The sequence below is a fragment of the Flavobacterium glucosi genome, from assembly GCF_048286535.1.
GTDB lineage: Bacteria > Bacteroidota > Bacteroidia > Flavobacteriales > Flavobacteriaceae > Flavobacterium.
This window is the reverse complement of the sequence record NZ_JBLVPK010000003.1, coordinates 289,259-305,168: the sequence shown is the minus strand read 5'-3', so window position 1 is coordinate 305,168 and position 15,910 is coordinate 289,259. Positions and strand designations below refer to the sequence as shown.

Sequence of the window (15,910 nt, the reverse complement as noted above, 5' to 3'; positions counted from 1 at the left end):
TTCAGAATATCGATACAGTTTAATGTTGTCTGTCCGAATGATTATATCTACTAAGTGTTACAGGAAGAGATATTTTTTTAAATTTTACAGTGGAAAACTCTCTTTTTGTATCTTACTACTAAATACGTAGTATATTATCTTACTTTGTAGACAAAAAACCAAGCTAATTGTTAATTATTAAATAAAAATCGATTATTTTTCAATTTTGTTAAATAAAATCCTTTTTATTTTGTTTTTATAAAAACTTATTAACGAAAACGTTTGAATTTAGTGCGCTATCCTAATTTATTAAAAACGCAGCTTTAAAAGTGCTGAATGTTTGCTAGTTTTACACTTTAATACTTAAATAATGCCAAAAACAATAAAAAAAGTTGGTGTTCTAACTTCGGGAGGAGACTCACCAGGAATGAATGCAGCTATTCGATCAGTAGTAAGAACATGTGCTTATCATAATATAGAATGTATAGGAATTTATAGAGGATATCAGGGAATGATTGAAGGTGACTTCAAAGAAATGGGACCTCGAAGTGTAAACAACATTGTAAATAAAGGAGGGACGATTCTTAAATCGGCTCGATCTTTAGAATTTAAAACTCCAGAAGGAAGAAAAAAAGCACACGAAAATCTTTCTAAAGCAGGAATTGATGCTTTAGTGGTAATAGGAGGTGACGGTACTTTTACAGGAGGTTTATTGTTTAATACGGAGTTTAATTTTCCAGTAATGGGAATACCGGGAACCATTGATAATGATATTTTTGGGACGAGTCATACTTTAGGGTATGATACAGCTTTAAATACGGTAGTTGATGTAATTGATAAAATTAGAGATACTGCCAGTTCTCATAACCGATTGTTCTTTGTAGAAGTAATGGGAAGAGATGCAGGTCATATTGCTTTGAATGCAGGTATTGGTGCAGGTGCGGAAGAAATTTTAATTCCTGAAGAAAATTTAGGTTTAGACAGATTATTAGAATCATTGCAAAAAAGTAAAGCTTCGGGTAAATCATCTAGTATAGTAGTTATTGCTGAAGGAGACAAAATTGGAAAAAATGTATTTGAATTAAAAGATTATGTTGAAGCTAATTTACCGGAGTATGATGTTAGAGTTTCCGTTTTAGGTCACATGCAGCGAGGTGGCTCTCCATCGTGTTTTGACAGAGTTTTAGCCAGTAGATTAGGTGTAAAAGCCGTTGAATCGTTATTGGAAGGGAAGTCAAATTATATGGTTGGATTGCAAAATGATAAAGTAACGTTAACGCCTTTAGAACAAGCAATTAAAGGTAAAACAATGATTGATAGAGAATTATTAAGAGTTTCGGAGATAATGTCTACATAAGTAGTTAAAGTTTATTGTGAGGAAAATTAGACTTTAGGTTGAGTTAATAAAAATAAACAAAAAAATTAAATTAAAATGTCAAAAGTAAAATTAGGAATAAACGGATTTGGAAGAATAGGAAGAATTGTTTTCAGAGAATCTTACAATAGAGATAATGTAGAAGTTGTAGCTATCAACGATTTATTAGACGTAGATCACTTAGCTTACTTATTAAAATATGATTCAGTTCACGGACGTTTTAACGGAACTGTTGAAGTTATAGATGGAAAACTTTTTGTAAACGGAAAAAACATTCGTATTACTGCTGAAAGAAATCCTGCAGATTTAAAATGGAATGAAGTTGATGTTGATGTAGTTGCTGAATGTACCGGTTTCTTTACAACTATCGAAACTGCAAGCGAGCACATCAAAGGCGGAGCTAAAAAAGTAATTATTTCAGCTCCTTCCGCTGATGCTCCAATGTTTGTAATGGGAGTAAACCATGAGGAAGCTTTAGCAACTGATATGGTTGTTTCTAATGCATCTTGTACTACAAACTGTTTAGCCCCATTAGCTAAAGTTATTAATGATAACTTCGGAATTGTAGAAGCATTGATGACTACTGTTCACGCAACAACTTCAACTCAAATGACTACTGATGGCCCTTCTAGAAAAGACTGGAGAGGTGGACGTGCAGCAAACTTAAATATTATTCCATCGTCAACTGGTGCTGCAAAAGCAGTGGGAAAAGTTATTCCGGCATTGAACGGAAAATTAACAGGTATGTCAATGCGTGTTCCTACAGCTGATGTTTCAGTAGTTGATTTAACTGTAAAAGTGGCAAAAGAAACTTCTTATGAAGAAATTATGGCAGTTTTGAAAAATGCTTCTGAAACTACAATGAAAGGTATTTTAGGGTATACGGAAGATTTAGTTGTATCTCAAGATTTTATTTCTGATTCAAGAACATCAATCATTGATGCTAATGCTGGAATTGGATTGAACTCTACTTTTTTCAAAATCATCTCTTGGTATGATAATGAATATGGTTATTCAAGCAAATTAATTGATTTATCTGTACACATTGCAGGTTTAAAATAATTCTTTACATTTACAAATCCCGTTATATTTTATAGTAACGGGATTTTATTTTTTGTTCCATTTTTTAAATGCAAATTTTTTACTGCACGTATTTTAAAGTAGAAAAACAAAATACAAAAAACCAAAAAAACCAAAAAAAAATGAGATTATTAGTTGATAGTGGTTCTACTAAATCCGATTGGATTGCGATAGACGATGCCGGAAAAGTATTGTTTACCACACAAACATTAGGATTGAATCCAGAAATTCTAGATGGAGATGAAATTATTGAACGTCTAAATGATCGTTTTGATATTTTACAAAATAAAAAGAATGCTACCCATTTGTTCTTTTATGGAGCTGGTTGTGGAACAGAAGGAATGAAGATTATGCTTTCACAAATTTTTCAAAATTATTTTCCAAATGCAATTATTGCAGTTCATGAAGATACTTACGCAGCAGTTTACGCTACAACGCCTAAAGGTGAAAAAGCGATTGTTAGCATATTAGGTACGGGATCAAACTGCAGCTACTTTGATGGAAAAGAATTGCATCAAAAAGTACAATCACTCGGATATATTGTTATGGATGATTGTAGCGGTAATGTTTTTGGAAAAGAATTAATCAGAAAGTATTATTTCAATAAAATGCCAAAAGAATTGGCGGTAGAATTTGAGAAAGAATACAATTTAGATCCGGATGCTATTAAAAGTAAATTATACAAAGAAGCAAATCCCAATGCTTACTTAGCAACATTTGCAAAATTCTTAATTCAACATAAAGATACTGAATTTTGTAAAAAAATAATTTTCAAAGGAATGAAATCTTTTGTAAAAAATTATATTAAACAATATGATAATCACAAAGAAGTGCCAGTTCACTTTGTAGGATCAATTGCCTTTTATTTAAAAGATGAATTGCAAGAAATATTCGATAAATACGAATTAAAATTAGGGAACGTACTTAGAAGACCAATAGATGGGCTTATTGCATATCATGTTGCTAATAAATAAAAAATAAAATCAATGATTGCAATACTTAACTAAAGTATTGCAATCATTGAAATTTCAATATTTACATTTTTTGGCAAACAAGCCACTTGAACCGTTTCACGAGCTGGAGCGGTTTTTTCGTTGAAATAAGAACCATAAACGGTATTTATTTTTCCAAAATCATTCATGTCAATGATGAATATGGTTGCCTTTACCACATTCTCAAATGTCATTCCTGCTGCTTCAAGTACGGCTTTCATGTTTTGCATCACTTGCTCTGTTTCGGCTTCAATACTATCCGTATTCAATTCTCCAGTTGCTGGATTAATTGCAATTTGACCAGAAGTATATAGCGTGTTACCTTTAAGAACAGCTTGGTTGTACGGTCCGATTGGAGCGGGAGCATTTTCTGTTAAAATTATCTTTTTCATAAAACGGTTGTTTTTATTGGGTAATACGTTAAGAATCTATTATCGGTTTATGGTACTTCGTTTGTCCCATTTGATATCACTAAGTACACCAGACTTTATTCCGATAAAGAAACCCCAATTTGCATTGGTGCCAAATGGAGACCAGTTAAAATCCATTCTCCAACTCAACAAATCTCTCTCAAAACGAAGCTGGGTGAAAGTAACTCCTTTTTGTACAAAATCATACCCTGTAGACACTCCTGCTTTCCATTTTGGAGTTATGTCAGCATTTGCTGAAATCATTATAGAATTCCCAATGATTTTATTTTCTCTATTGTTATTTCCGTAAGTCAAGGAATAGGCAAATGTCATGTCCCAAGGTAACTTTGAATTGAAAAATTCTGAGATTTTATCTTCCCCTTCGTCTTCTTCCTCTTCGTTAAATTGACTTCTTCGGCTATCGCCTAAGTCAGTATTTGTTCCAAATAAATCATCTTCACGGCCACCATTTCTTTGACTTTGGGTATTTTTATCCTTGTCTGTTTTGTCTTTGCCTTGGCTCGAAATAGAATAATTTAAGGTCATATTAGAGCTCGTCATTCTAAAAAGACTTCCGCCATTATCAATGTTAAATACATTAATTCGGTTTCCTGAATTGTCAATGGCATAAGGATCTAATGTTGCTCCAAAATTGACATTCATTTTGTTATCTAGTAATGTTGTCCCACCGCTAACTCTTATTGGAGAAAAGGCAAGTGTCGTTACACCATCGGCATCAAGATTATAACTGGTGGAAAGATTTAAGTTATTAAGAAGCATTATTTTTTTAGGTTCTACCTTAGTGCTATCTTTATCAGTAACTTTGGCTTCAAAAGTATTGCTCAAATCAAAGCCTAAAGTATTAGAGTTGTTTAATCCCGGAGCACCAAAAATTCCGCTTTCAAATCTTGAATATTGCTTCATCATGGTTCCTGTTGCGTCTGAAGAATAAGTGTCATAATACTTTTCAAAGCTAGGAGTGTAGCCATACGAAACCGATGGTCTCATGACGTGTCTTATCGATTTGATTTTTTTGTCATTACCAAAATTAAAGGTACCATATATTGTAGTTCCAACACTGGATGAAAAGGAGTATGTTCTGAAAGCATCAAATCCATTTATAGTTTTGTCAACAACTTTGCTTTGGTCAACATCATAACTTCTTTCAATTGTTTTGGTGTACCAAATTTCCTCATAGTTCATAGAGGTTGAAGCACTGAAATATTTGAATAATTTAAAATTGGTGCTTAATGGAATGCTGTGTTGAAAACCAATTTTGGCATCTCTAAACATTTGCGGTTTAAAGAATAACGAATCAGTTGTTACGATGCTATTTCTACCGTTTAAATTGTATTGTAGGTTGATGTTTTTGAAAAATCCTTTTTTAACTCCGTCTTTCCCTACAAACGGATAAATCCGGTCAACGCTCAATTGTAAAGTGGGTAAAGTCATATTGATTTCTTCCGTTTGAGTGTTTTGGGAATGTGTTGCGGTCAATGACATTCTAACTTGCGGAATCGAATTGAAGGTTTTTGAATAGGATATAGAAGAGCTTAATGTATTATTAAGATTCGATCCAATATTGACTTGATTGATAGATTGCTGGAAATATCTACTGCTTCCAAGATTCACAGATGCTGAAAAACTAGAATTCGGATTTGATTTAGAGTCTTTGGAATGGGACCATTGAATGTTGTATATATTTTGCTTTAAATAATCCGGATACCCTCTTTCGCTGGTGATTAAATTTTCGAATCTAATATTTAAGTTTCCTCTGTAATTATATCTTTTGGCGTAACTAGATTCAAAACGCAGTCCATAACTTCCATTAGTATAATAATCTCCCAAAACGGTTAAATCATAATTATCGCTCAACGCAAAATAATAGCCTAAATTTTGAAGAGAAAAGCCTCTGTTATTGGAGTCATTATAGCTAGGTAAAATTAATCCTGAAATACTGGTTTCTTTACTCATTGGAAAAAAAGCAAACGGTAAAGCTATAGGAGTTGGCACGTTTGCGATAACCATATTAGTCAATCCAGTCACTACTTTTTTACCTGGAATAAATTTTACTTTGTTTGTTTGAAAATAATATTCAGGATTGTCCACGTCTTTTGAAGTAGTAAAACGGGCTCCTTTTAAAAAGTAAACGGAATCATTTTCTTTTTTGGTTATGGTAGCTTTGATTTTAAATTCTCCTTGATCTGATCTTGAATTCCAAATTAAAGCTTTTTTTGTTTTAAAATTAAAACGGATAGAATCTGGTTCAATTACATTTGCACCTTGTTTGAAGTTTGGAAATTGAGTGTAAGCACCTGTTGAATCTTTGATACGCCCGGCATATACCTCATTTTTTTCATAATCCATGATGATTATTCCAGACTTCAATTCGATGTCCTGATAGTACAATTCAGCTTTGTCGTAAAGAGTGATATGTTTTTTCTTCTGATCGATCTTAGCATACTGATCTGCTTTGTATCTTACTTTACCGTCTAGAAATGCTTTAGTAGGCTTGATACTATCGATTTTGATTGTATCAGTTTCTTTTTCAACAGTTAAAACGGGAGTTTTATTCTGATTAACACTTTTTTTAGTGCTATCTATTTGTTTTTTAGGGGATATGTCCGTCTTTTTTTTTGATATATCTTGAGAATATAATTTACCAGACCCTAATGATAGGAAAATTGATAATAAAACGATATTAAATAAGTTTGTATACAAAGGTTTAAATGCTATTTTTGTAAAATTATGGCCTGTTTTTTGACATGTCAAACTTACATATTATTTTTTGTCAAAAATAGTCAAATAAAAAATTTTATGACGGTAGTGTTTTAATTAAATTAACTTATAACTTTATGCACAAAACATATAAAATTAAAATAATATTAACTTTTATTTTGATAATATTTTCGTTAATCGGGTACAGTCAATCTAATACTTTCAAAGTAACTTTAGATGCAGGTCACGGAGCACACGATTTTGGTGCAGTTTATGAAGGTCGTATAGAAAAAAATATTGCTTTGGCAGTAGTTTTAAAAGTTGGAAAAATATTAGAAGCTACACCCAAAATGGATGTCATCTATACTCGAAAAACAGATGTTTTTATTGATTTAATTGAAAGAGCCAATATTGCCAATAGATTTAATGCTACTATTTTTGTTTCGATTCATTGTAATGCCAATAGAAATACAGCTGCCGATGGTACGGAGACTTATGTGATGGGTTTGAGTAAAGTAGCATCAAATCTTGAGGCTGCTAAAAAAGAGAACTCTGTAATAACATTAGAGAAAGATTACAAACAAAAATACGAAGGTTTTGACCCGAATTCTCCGGAGACTATGATAGGAATGACCTTAATGCAGGAGGAATATTTAGACAATAGTATTTCATTGGCAAGTAAGGTAGAAGATGCTTTTGGGGATTTAGGAAAAAAAATACGAGGAGGAGGAGTTAAACAAGCCCCTTTTATGGTACTTCATAAAGCATACATGCCAAGAGTATTGATAGAAATGGGGTTTATTTCTAATACATTTGAAGGGAATAAACTAAATTCTGAGGATGGTCAAAATGAAATAGCCAAAGCTATCGCAGATGCAATTATCAGTTATAAAAAAGAATATTTTGGTAATGGTGAAGTTGAAATTTTTGAAGAAAGACCTTCACAGAAAATTAATGAAAAACCAATAAAAGATACTGTTACTCCTGTGAAACCAAAAATGATTTCACAAGCTAAAGCAGAATCAACACCAGTAAAAAAAACGGTTGATAATTCTATCCCTTTATTTAAAGTGCAACTTTCGGCCACGAGTAAAAGAATCGCATTAATACCAAAAAATTTTAATGGACTTAAAAATATTTCTGTTGCCTATGAAAATAGGGTTTACAAATATATGTATGGAGAAACCTCAGACTATGATGAAGCAAAAAAGCAGTTAGGTGAGGCCAAAGAAAAAGGATATGATTCTGCATTTTTAATTGTATTTAAAAACGGAGAGAAAGTGAATATTCAAGACGTAATTAAATAGTACTAGGTTCTCTTTTTTTTACATTAAATTTGAAAAAAAAAAACACTTATATTTTGAAAATAATCAGAAGAGTTAAAACCACGATTTCAGCTGCATTTCTATTTTTCTGCTTTAATGCTTATTCTCAATCCAATCAAAAGTTCACGGTTATTTTAGATGCAGGTCACGGAGGTAAAGATCCCGGGAATTCCTATCATGGTTTTGTTGAAAAAGAAATAGCGCTTAAAACCACTTTAAAGTTAGAAAAACACCTCAAAAACGACCAGACTATTCAAGTTATTCATACCAGAAAATCCGATGTTTTTATAGAATTAAAGGACAGACCCAAAAAAGCAAATAGTATCGATGCTAATTTATTTGTTTCTATACATTGCAATTCGGTTAATAATCCAGTTCCTTTTGGTACAGAAACTTTTGTAATGGGTTTAGCTAGAAGTAAAGGTAATTTAGAAATTGCTAAACAAGAAAATTCCGTAATATTATTGGAGAAAGATTACAAACATACTTATAAAGGTTTTGATCCTAAGAATCCTGAAACGTTGATTGGATTAAAAATTCTGCAAGAAGATTATTTAGATCGAAGCATAAATCTGGCTTCAAAAATTGAGAACAATTTTAGAAACAAATTACATCGAAAATCAAGAGGTATAAAGCAGACTCCTTTATGGGTTTTGGATGCGGCTTATATGCCAAGTGTTTTGATTGAATTGGGTTTTTTATCTAATAGCCAAGAAGGACTTTATTTAAATTCTGAGGAAGGGCAAAATAATATGGCTGAAGCTATTGCATCGGCTATTATTGCTTACAAAAAAGAATATTTTGGAACGCATTCCAATGATAATTATGAAGAGCTCCCATCCCAAAAAGTAGTCGAAAATGAAAGAAAAGACACTTCAAAGAGTACTAGATCTAAACAAATTACGAAAAAACTAGTTTCGAAAAAGCAAGGTCTAAAAACACAAAATTCTGATGTGGTTTTTAAAGTTCAATTTGCTGCCGGAAATAAAAATATTAAATTAAATCCGTCAAATTTTAAAGGATTAAAAAATGTTTCGATGACAACAAGCAATGGATCTTTATATAAATATGCATATGGTTCAACATCAGACTATAATACAGCAAAAGAGGATTTGAAAGTTGTGAAAACTAAAGGATATACTTCAGCGTATATAATTGCAGTTAAAGGGGGAAAGAATATTAGTATTCAAGAAGCGCTTAAATAATTACAACAAGTCAAATATTTTATATTAAATTTGTAAAAAATACTTAAATTTTGAAAATAACACGAGAAATTAAAACTGCTATTTTAGTAATTGCCTCTATTTTATTATTTATCTGGGGCTACAGTTTTTTAAAAGGAAGAGACCTTTTTACCAATTACAAAACATTTTATGTAGAATATAAAAGTGTAGAAGGGTTAGCCACATCTGCTCCCGTTACGCTAAACGGATTAGTTATTGGTAAAGTTAGCAGCATCACAATTGATGAAAACACAGGTGTGTTATTAGTTGAATTACAGCTAAAAACGGATTTTCCAATTTCTAAATCGAGTATAGCTTCTATTTATGAGCCAGGATTTATCGGAGGAAAACAAATTGCAATTATTCCTAATTTTGAGGATAAAACATTAGCTGTTGATGGTCAAAAATTACAAGGCGGAGTAAAATTAGGCCTTACTGATAAAGTTGGAGATCAATTAGCACCACTTCAAGAAAAATTAGAAAAGTTATTGGGAAGTACTGAAAAATTAATTTCAGGATTGAATAATGTTTTGGACCCAAAAGGACAGCAGGATTTAAAACTTACATTGGCGGAATTGAGTAAGACCATTGAACAATTTCATAAAGTTTCTTTAAGCGTTAATACTTTATTGGATGCTAACAAAACTCAAATTAATGGAGTTGTAACTAATTTTAATAAAATATCCGGAAATTTTTCTAAAATATCTGATTCCTTGAATAAAGCGGATTTAGGTAAGACGGTAAAAAATCTAAATGCAACTTTAGCCAGAGTAGACGGGATCATGAGCGGTTTGGAATCTGGAAAAGGTTCTATGGGCAAATTATTGAACGATGAGGCCTTCTACCAAAACATTAAAAGTTCCACAAAAGAATTAGAGCTATTATTGCAAGATGTTAGACTTTACCCAACTCGATATGTAAATATTTCTTTGTTTGGAAAGAAAAACAAGCCTTATGTTGCTCCTGTAAACGATTCTATACCCAATGTAAAAAATTAGCAATTATGAGCTATTTAGACAATATTTTATTTGCCATTCTTTTGATAATTGGTTTTAGTTGTTTTTTCATTAACGTAAAAAAAATAATCAGAAATATAAATCTTGGTACCGATGTCAATCGTTCAGATAATCCTAAAGCACGATGGACTAATATGGCCATGATTGCTCTTGGTCAATCTAAAATGGTGAAAAGACCTATTGCTGGGATATTGCATATTATAGTCTATGTAGGTTTTGTAATTATAAACATAGAATTACTAGAAATTATTATTGATGGACTTTTTGGGACGCATCGTGTTTTTGCTTTTTTAGGAACTACGTATGATGTACTGATTGCTTCTTTCGAAATTTTGGCATTTTTAGTTTTAGTTGCCGTTTCCATTTTTTGGATTAGAAGAAATGCTATCAAATTAAAAAGATTTGTTAGCCCTGATTTAAAAGGCTGGCCTAAAAATGATGCAAACTATATTTTGTATTTTGAGGTAGTTCTAATGACATTATTTTTATTGATGAATGCATCTGATTTGCATTTACAGCAAGTGCCTGGAGGATTCTCTCATTTTATTAAAGCAGGTTCATTTCCAATAAGCCAATTTATTGAGCCATTATTTAATGGAATGTCAAATGAATTAGTAATGCTTCTTTCTGAAATATTTTGGTGGTTGCATATTACCGGGATTTTGATTTTCATGAACTATCTTTATTTTTCTAAGCATTTACACATTCTATTAGCGTTTCCAAATACGTATTTTGCAAATCTACATCCTCAAGGACAATTTGATAATTTAGAGTCCGTTACCAAGGAAGTAAAACTAATGATGGATCCTAATGCTGATCCATTTGCAGCAGCACCAGTAGATGAAAATGCGGTTCCAAGTAAATTTGGAGCCAGTGACGTTCAGGATTTAAATTGGGTTCAGTTATTGAATGCTTATACCTGTACCGAATGTGGTCGTTGTACTTCATCTTGTCCTGCGAATATAACAGGGAAAAAATTGTCTCCACGTAAGATCATGATGGATACCAGAGACCGAATGGAAGAAGTAGGAAGAAATATTGATGCCAATAAAGGGATTTTTATTCCGGATAACAAAACATTATTAAACGATTATATCACTCCTGAAGAACTTTGGGCTTGCACATCATGTAATGCGTGTGTTGAGGAATGTCCTGTAAATATTAGTCCGCTTTCAATTATCATGGATATGAGACGCTATTTAGTAATGGAGCAAAGTGCTGCACCAATGCCAATTAATGCAATGATGACTAATATAGAGAATAACGGTGCGCCATGGCAATACAATCAACAAGATCGATTGAATTGGAAGAATGAATAATTATTTAATTGGTTATTTGTTTAAGGTTTATTTAATAAAATGAAATAACAAATTTCCGTTTACTCGAATAATCAAATCAACGAATAACCGAATCAACAAAATAGTATGTCAGAGAATTTAATAGTGCCAACTATGGCCGAAATGTTAGCTCAAGGGAAACAACCAGAAGTTTTATTTTGGGTAGGTTGTGCAGGAAGTTTTGATGATAGAGCAAAGAAAATAACGAAGGCATTTGTTCGAATTTTAAATCGGACGAATGTATCTTTTGCCGTTTTAGGTACTGAAGAAAGTTGTACTGGAGATCCTGCAAAAAGAGCGGGTAATGAGTTTTTGTTTCAAATGCAAGCCATGATGAATATCGAGGTTTTGAATGCATACGAAGCAAAAAAAATTGTTACTGCTTGTCCGCATTGTTTCAATACGCTAAAAAACGAATATCCGGAATTAGGCGGAAAATATGAAGTTGTTCATCATACTGAGTTTTTGAAATCGTTGTTAGACGACGGAAGATTAACCATTGAAGGAGGACAATTCAAAGGAAAACGAATTACTTTTCATGACCCTTGCTATTTAGGAAGAGCCAATAATGTGTATGAAGCGCCAAGAGATTTGATTCTTAAATTGGATGCTGAATTAGTAGAAATGAAGCGTTCTAAAGCTAACGGTTTATGTTGTGGTGCCGGAGGTGCTCAGATGTTTAAAGATGCTGAGCCTGGAAATAAGGAAGTCAATGTTGAAAGAACCGAAGATGCATTAGAAACAAAACCAGAAATTATTGCTGCGGGTTGTCCTTTTTGTAATACGATGATGACCGATGGTATTAAAAATAAAGAAAAGGAAAGCGAAGTAAAAGTCATGGATATTGCGGAATTGATTGCGAATGCACAAGATTTATAAAATAATTAAAAATTACGAATTTTGATTTTGTAAATCAAAATTCATAACTCATAACTCATAATTACGATGTTTGTTCCATTTGAAAATTTACCCGAAGAATCTAAAATCTGGATTTATCAATCAAACAGAAAATTTTCGGATGCCGAGTTTTCTGAAATAGAAACTGCTTTGCAATCCTTTCTTGAAGGTTGGGCTGCACATGGTACCAGTTTAGAATCATCGTATCAATTAAAATACAACCGATTTATAATTATTGCCGTAAATCAGGATGTACAAGCAGCTACAGGATGTTCCATCGATTCCTCTGTGGAATTTATCCAAAGTTTGGAACAAAAATACACCGTTGATTTATTAGATAAAATGAATGTTACGTTCAAACTGGGAGAGCATATTGCACACAAGCCGTTGATTGATTTCAAGAAAATGGTAAAAGATAAAGCGGTTACTGAAAACACAATCGTTTTCAATAATTTAGTTAATAATATAGAAGAATACAATGAATCCTGGGAGGTTCCAGCTATTGACAGTTGGCACAGTCGTTTTTTTTAAACAAAATAGTTCAATGAAAAAAACAGGCATCAAAATTGTTTTTTCGTATGTCTTATTTATTTTTGTTGCTGCGGGTTGTGTTGGTACAAAAGTGAATAAGAATCAAAAAATTGTAGCCAAAGTTCCGTCCAAAATAGAAAATTTGGACAGTATACAATCGAGTAATATCCCCACACTTTTTGAATTATCTACTGAAGGTAATAAATGGGTTGACAGTGTTTACAATGCCATGACTTTAGAGGAAAAATTCGGGCAATTATTTATGGTTGCCGCTTATTCCAATAAAGATTCGGTGCATATTAAAGCTATTGATAAACTTATAGTAGATCATAAAATTGGAGGATTGATTTTCTTTCAAGGAGGTCCGGTTCGTCAAGTTATATTAACCAATCGTTTTCAATCGAAGTCAAAAATTCCTTTGTTTATAGGGATCGATGCCGAATGGGGTTTGGGCATGCGATTGGATTCTACCTACAGCTATCCTTGGAATATGACACTTGGAGCCATCCAAGATATGAAATTATTAGAGAAAGTTGGTGTTCAAATCGGGCGACAAAGCAAACGATTGGGTTTGCAATTTAACTTTGCTCCAGTTCTTGATATCAATACAAATCCCAGAAATCCCATAATAGGTTTTCGCTCATTTGGCGAAGATAAATTCAAAGTTACAGAACGCGCTATTGCTTTAATGAAAGGAGTTCAAAGTCAAGGAATCTTTTCTACCGGAAAGCATTTTCCTGGTCATGGAGATACTGAAACGGATTCACATAAAGGATTACCAACCATTAATTTTACGAAAGAAAGATTATCGGACGTTGAGTTTTATCCCTATAAAAAAATGTTTCATGAAGGACTTGCATCCGTTATGGTGGCGCATTTAAACGTTCCCAGTTTAGAATCAAAACCTAATTTTCCTTCATCTATTTCTCACAATGTGGTAACTGATATTCTTCAAAAAGAATTAGGATTCAAAGGGCTTATTTTTACAGATGCTTTGAATATGAAAAGTATAAGCAACTTTAAGCTACCTAGCGAAATCAACTTTGAAGCTTTTATGGCTGGAAACGATGTACTCTTATTTCCTGAAGATGTTCCTGCTGCGATTGAGAAATTTAAGCTTGCCTATTCCCTAAATTTATTTACTGATGAACGATTGGCTTTTTCAGTAAAGAAAATTTTGAAATTTAAGTACAAAGCCGGCTTGAATAATTTCAAACCAATTGAAACGGAAAATTTATACAACGATTTAAACTCATATGAAAATGATGCTTTACAATATGAGTTGTATGAAAATGCAATTACTGTTCTAAAAAATACAGCGGCTGTTTTGCCAATTAAAAATTTAGACAAACAAAAAATAGCCTACGTAAAAATAGGAGATGACACTAATGATGCTTTTGTTTCGACTTTAAAAAAATACGCTGACGTAACAGTAGTTGAAGATGCTGATCTCGACAGTTTACAAGTAAAATTGCAATCGTTTACAACTGTCATCATTGGATATCATAAATCAGATATAGCTTTTAGAAACGATGATTTAAAATCTAATGAATTATTTAAAATCAATTTTTTAGCTAAAAACAATAATGTAATTCTAGATGTTTTTGCAAAACCGTATTCGGTATTACCCATTACAAATTTTGATGATTTCGAAGGATTGGTTGTTTCCTATCAAAACAGTGCGATTGCACAAATAGTTTCTGCAGAACTAATTTTTGGAGCAATTGAAGCCAAAGGGAAATTACCGGTTTCTATTAATACAAGCTTTAAAGTAAATGATGGTTTAGCAACTGAAAAGTTAAATCGCTTAGGATTTACAACTCCTGAAAATGTGGGAATGAATGCTGAAATTTTATCCAAAATTGATGTCATTGCCAATAAAGCGATTAATGGCAAAATGACGCCTGGAATTCAGGTTTTAGTAGCCAGAAAAGGGAAAGTTATTTATCAAAAATCATTCGGGCATCATACGTATGATAAAACGATTAAAGTTCAAGATTCAGATATTTATGATGTTGCTTCGTTGACAAAAATTTTGGCTACGTTGCCCAATGTAATGTTGCAATACGATCAACAAAAAATAAATCTGGAAACCAAATTAGGAACAATGTCTCCCATTTTTAAAGATTCCAATAAAGCGAATATTAATTTTAAGGATTTATTGTCTCATTATGCAGGACTTGCAGCGGGAATTCCATTTTATAAAGCGACAATGGATAAGTCAAAATTTCCTTCGGAAGTTTATTTTAGAAAAACATCCGAAGAGCTGTTTTCTAAACGAATGACAGACAGTCTTTTTATAAGAAATGATTTTAGCGACACCATTATGAAAATGATTGTTAAGAGCAAGCTTTCATTGAAAAAAGAATACAAGTACAGCGATCTTACTTTTATGATTTTGAAAGATTATTTAGAAAAAACAACGGGTAAAACATTAGATGTTTTGATTCAGGAGAATTTCTACCGCTCACTCGGAATGAATAATTCCAGTTTCAATCCATTGGCTAAATTTGATAAAAACAGAATTCCTCCAACAGAAACAGATACGTATTTCCGTCATCAGCTTTTGCAAGGATATGTCAACGATTTATCTGCTGCTTTAGAAGGCGGAGTTTCGGGTCATGCTGGTGTTTTTTCAAATGCTATGGATGTGGCTAAAATAATGGAGCTTTACTTGCAAAAAGGAAATTATGGCAATCAGCAGTATTTTTCTGAAAAGACATTTGAAGATTTCAATACGTGTTATTTTTGTGCAGCAGGAAATAGGAGAGGTGTAGGTTTCGATAAACCACAATTGGGTGCGAAAGGACCTACGTGCGGTTGTGCTTCGATGACCAGTTTTGGTCATACCGGTTATACTGGAACGATGGCTTGGGCTGATCCCGAAACACAAATTGTCTATGTGTTTTTATCCAACAGAACTTTTCCAATAGCAGGTGAAAACAGATTGTCAAAAGAAAACATTCGAGAAGACATTCAAAAGGTTATTTATGAAGCAATTATAAATTAACCGAATTTTTATTAAAA

At 32.5% G+C, this 15,910-nt stretch carries 12 protein-coding genes; 10 read left to right on the top strand and 2 right to left on the bottom strand.

What is annotated here, in order from left to right; translation table 11 throughout:
• Positions 1-349 precede the first annotated feature (349 nt).
• The 3 genes from pfkA (at position 350) to ACNQGD_RS07145 (ending at position 3,408) form a co-directional block, all read left to right on the top strand.
• Complete coding sequence (gene pfkA, locus ACNQGD_RS07155) at positions 350-1,336, top strand: 6-phosphofructokinase (RefSeq protein WP_417992803.1); 987 nt, start codon at positions 350-352, stop codon at positions 1,334-1,336.
• A gap of 75 nt (positions 1,337-1,411) precedes the next feature.
• Positions 1,412-2,416: a type I glyceraldehyde-3-phosphate dehydrogenase gene (gene gap / locus ACNQGD_RS07150; protein ID WP_417992804.1), complete on the top strand. Its 1,005-nt coding sequence runs from the start codon at positions 1,412-1,414 to the stop codon at positions 2,414-2,416.
• A 140-nt stretch (positions 2,417-2,556) separates the two neighbouring features.
• On the top strand, positions 2,557-3,408 hold the full coding sequence (locus tag ACNQGD_RS07145) for an N-acetylglucosamine kinase (protein WP_417992805.1): 852 nt from the start codon (positions 2,557-2,559) through the stop codon (positions 3,406-3,408).
• 29 nt (positions 3,409-3,437) lie between these two features.
• On the opposite strand, the gene ACNQGD_RS07140 is transcribed toward ACNQGD_RS07145, so the two are convergent.
• Both ACNQGD_RS07140 and ACNQGD_RS07135 read right to left on the bottom strand, forming a co-directional pair.
• Complete coding sequence (locus ACNQGD_RS07140; protein ID WP_417992806.1) at positions 3,438-3,818, bottom strand: RidA family protein; 381 nt, start codon at positions 3,816-3,818, stop codon at positions 3,438-3,440.
• 39 nt (positions 3,819-3,857) lie between these two features.
• Complete coding sequence (locus tag ACNQGD_RS07135; RefSeq protein ID WP_417998807.1) at positions 3,858-6,608, bottom strand: putative LPS assembly protein LptD; 2,751 nt, start codon at positions 6,606-6,608, stop codon at positions 3,858-3,860.
• A gap of 83 nt (positions 6,609-6,691) precedes the next feature.
• On the opposite strand from ACNQGD_RS07135, the gene ACNQGD_RS07130 reads away from it, so the two are divergent.
• The 7 genes from ACNQGD_RS07130 to ACNQGD_RS07100 all read left to right on the top strand — a co-directional run bounded on the left by ACNQGD_RS07130 (position 6,692) and on the right by ACNQGD_RS07100 (position 15,893).
• Positions 6,692-7,861 carry an N-acetylmuramoyl-L-alanine amidase family protein gene (locus tag ACNQGD_RS07130; protein WP_417998806.1) on the top strand — a complete coding sequence of 390 codons (1,170 nt, stop codon included), beginning with the start codon at positions 6,692-6,694 and terminating at the stop codon, positions 7,859-7,861.
• 53 nt (positions 7,862-7,914) lie between these two features.
• Positions 7,915-9,084, top strand: a complete 1,170-nt coding sequence (locus ACNQGD_RS07125) for an N-acetylmuramoyl-L-alanine amidase family protein (RefSeq protein WP_417998805.1) — start codon at positions 7,915-7,917, stop codon at positions 9,082-9,084.
• A gap of 50 nt (positions 9,085-9,134) precedes the next feature.
• Positions 9,135-10,100, top strand: coding sequence for an MlaD family protein (locus tag ACNQGD_RS07120; protein WP_417997226.1), 966 nt, complete (start codon positions 9,135-9,137; stop codon positions 10,098-10,100).
• Positions 10,101-10,105: 5 nt separating this feature from the next.
• Positions 10,106-11,437 (top strand): 4Fe-4S dicluster domain-containing protein, encoded by a 1,332-nt coding sequence (locus ACNQGD_RS07115; protein WP_417998804.1) that lies wholly within the window; start codon positions 10,106-10,108, stop codon positions 11,435-11,437.
• A 105-nt stretch (positions 11,438-11,542) separates the two neighbouring features.
• Positions 11,543-12,334 carry a (Fe-S)-binding protein gene (locus ACNQGD_RS07110; RefSeq protein ID WP_417997228.1) on the top strand — a complete coding sequence of 264 codons (792 nt, stop codon included), beginning with the start codon at positions 11,543-11,545 and terminating at the stop codon, positions 12,332-12,334.
• Between the two features lie 66 nt (positions 12,335-12,400).
• Positions 12,401-12,883: an ABC transporter ATPase gene (locus tag ACNQGD_RS07105; RefSeq protein WP_417992813.1), complete on the top strand. Its 483-nt coding sequence runs from the start codon at positions 12,401-12,403 to the stop codon at positions 12,881-12,883.
• 13 nt (positions 12,884-12,896) lie between these two features.
• On the top strand, positions 12,897-15,893 hold the full coding sequence (locus ACNQGD_RS07100) for a glycoside hydrolase family 3 N-terminal domain-containing protein (protein WP_417998803.1): 2,997 nt from the start codon (positions 12,897-12,899) through the stop codon (positions 15,891-15,893).
• Positions 15,894-15,910 lie beyond the last annotated feature (17 nt).

Excerpts from the sequence above, each read along its gene's own strand:
- pfkA (WP_417992803.1), top strand. The coding sequence starts at position 350 with ATGCCAAAAACAATAAAAAAAGTTGGTGTTCTAACTTCGGGAGGAGAC.
- gap (WP_417992804.1), top strand. The coding sequence starts at position 1,412 with ATGTCAAAAGTAAAATTAGGAATAAACGGATTTGGAAGAATAGGAAGA.
- ACNQGD_RS07145 (WP_417992805.1), top strand. The coding sequence starts at position 2,557 with ATGAGATTATTAGTTGATAGTGGTTCTACTAAATCCGATTGGATTGCG.
- ACNQGD_RS07140 (WP_417992806.1), bottom strand. The coding sequence starts at position 3,818 with ATGAAAAAGATAATTTTAACAGAAAATGCTCCCGCTCCAATCGGACCG.
- ACNQGD_RS07130 (WP_417998806.1), top strand. The coding sequence starts at position 6,692 with ATGCACAAAACATATAAAATTAAAATAATATTAACTTTTATTTTGATA.
- ACNQGD_RS07115 (WP_417998804.1), top strand. The coding sequence starts at position 10,106 with ATGAGCTATTTAGACAATATTTTATTTGCCATTCTTTTGATAATTGGT.
- ACNQGD_RS07110 (WP_417997228.1), top strand. The coding sequence starts at position 11,543 with ATGTCAGAGAATTTAATAGTGCCAACTATGGCCGAAATGTTAGCTCAA.
- ACNQGD_RS07105 (WP_417992813.1), top strand. The coding sequence starts at position 12,401 with ATGTTTGTTCCATTTGAAAATTTACCCGAAGAATCTAAAATCTGGATT.
- ACNQGD_RS07100 (WP_417998803.1), top strand. The coding sequence starts at position 12,897 with ATGAAAAAAACAGGCATCAAAATTGTTTTTTCGTATGTCTTATTTATT.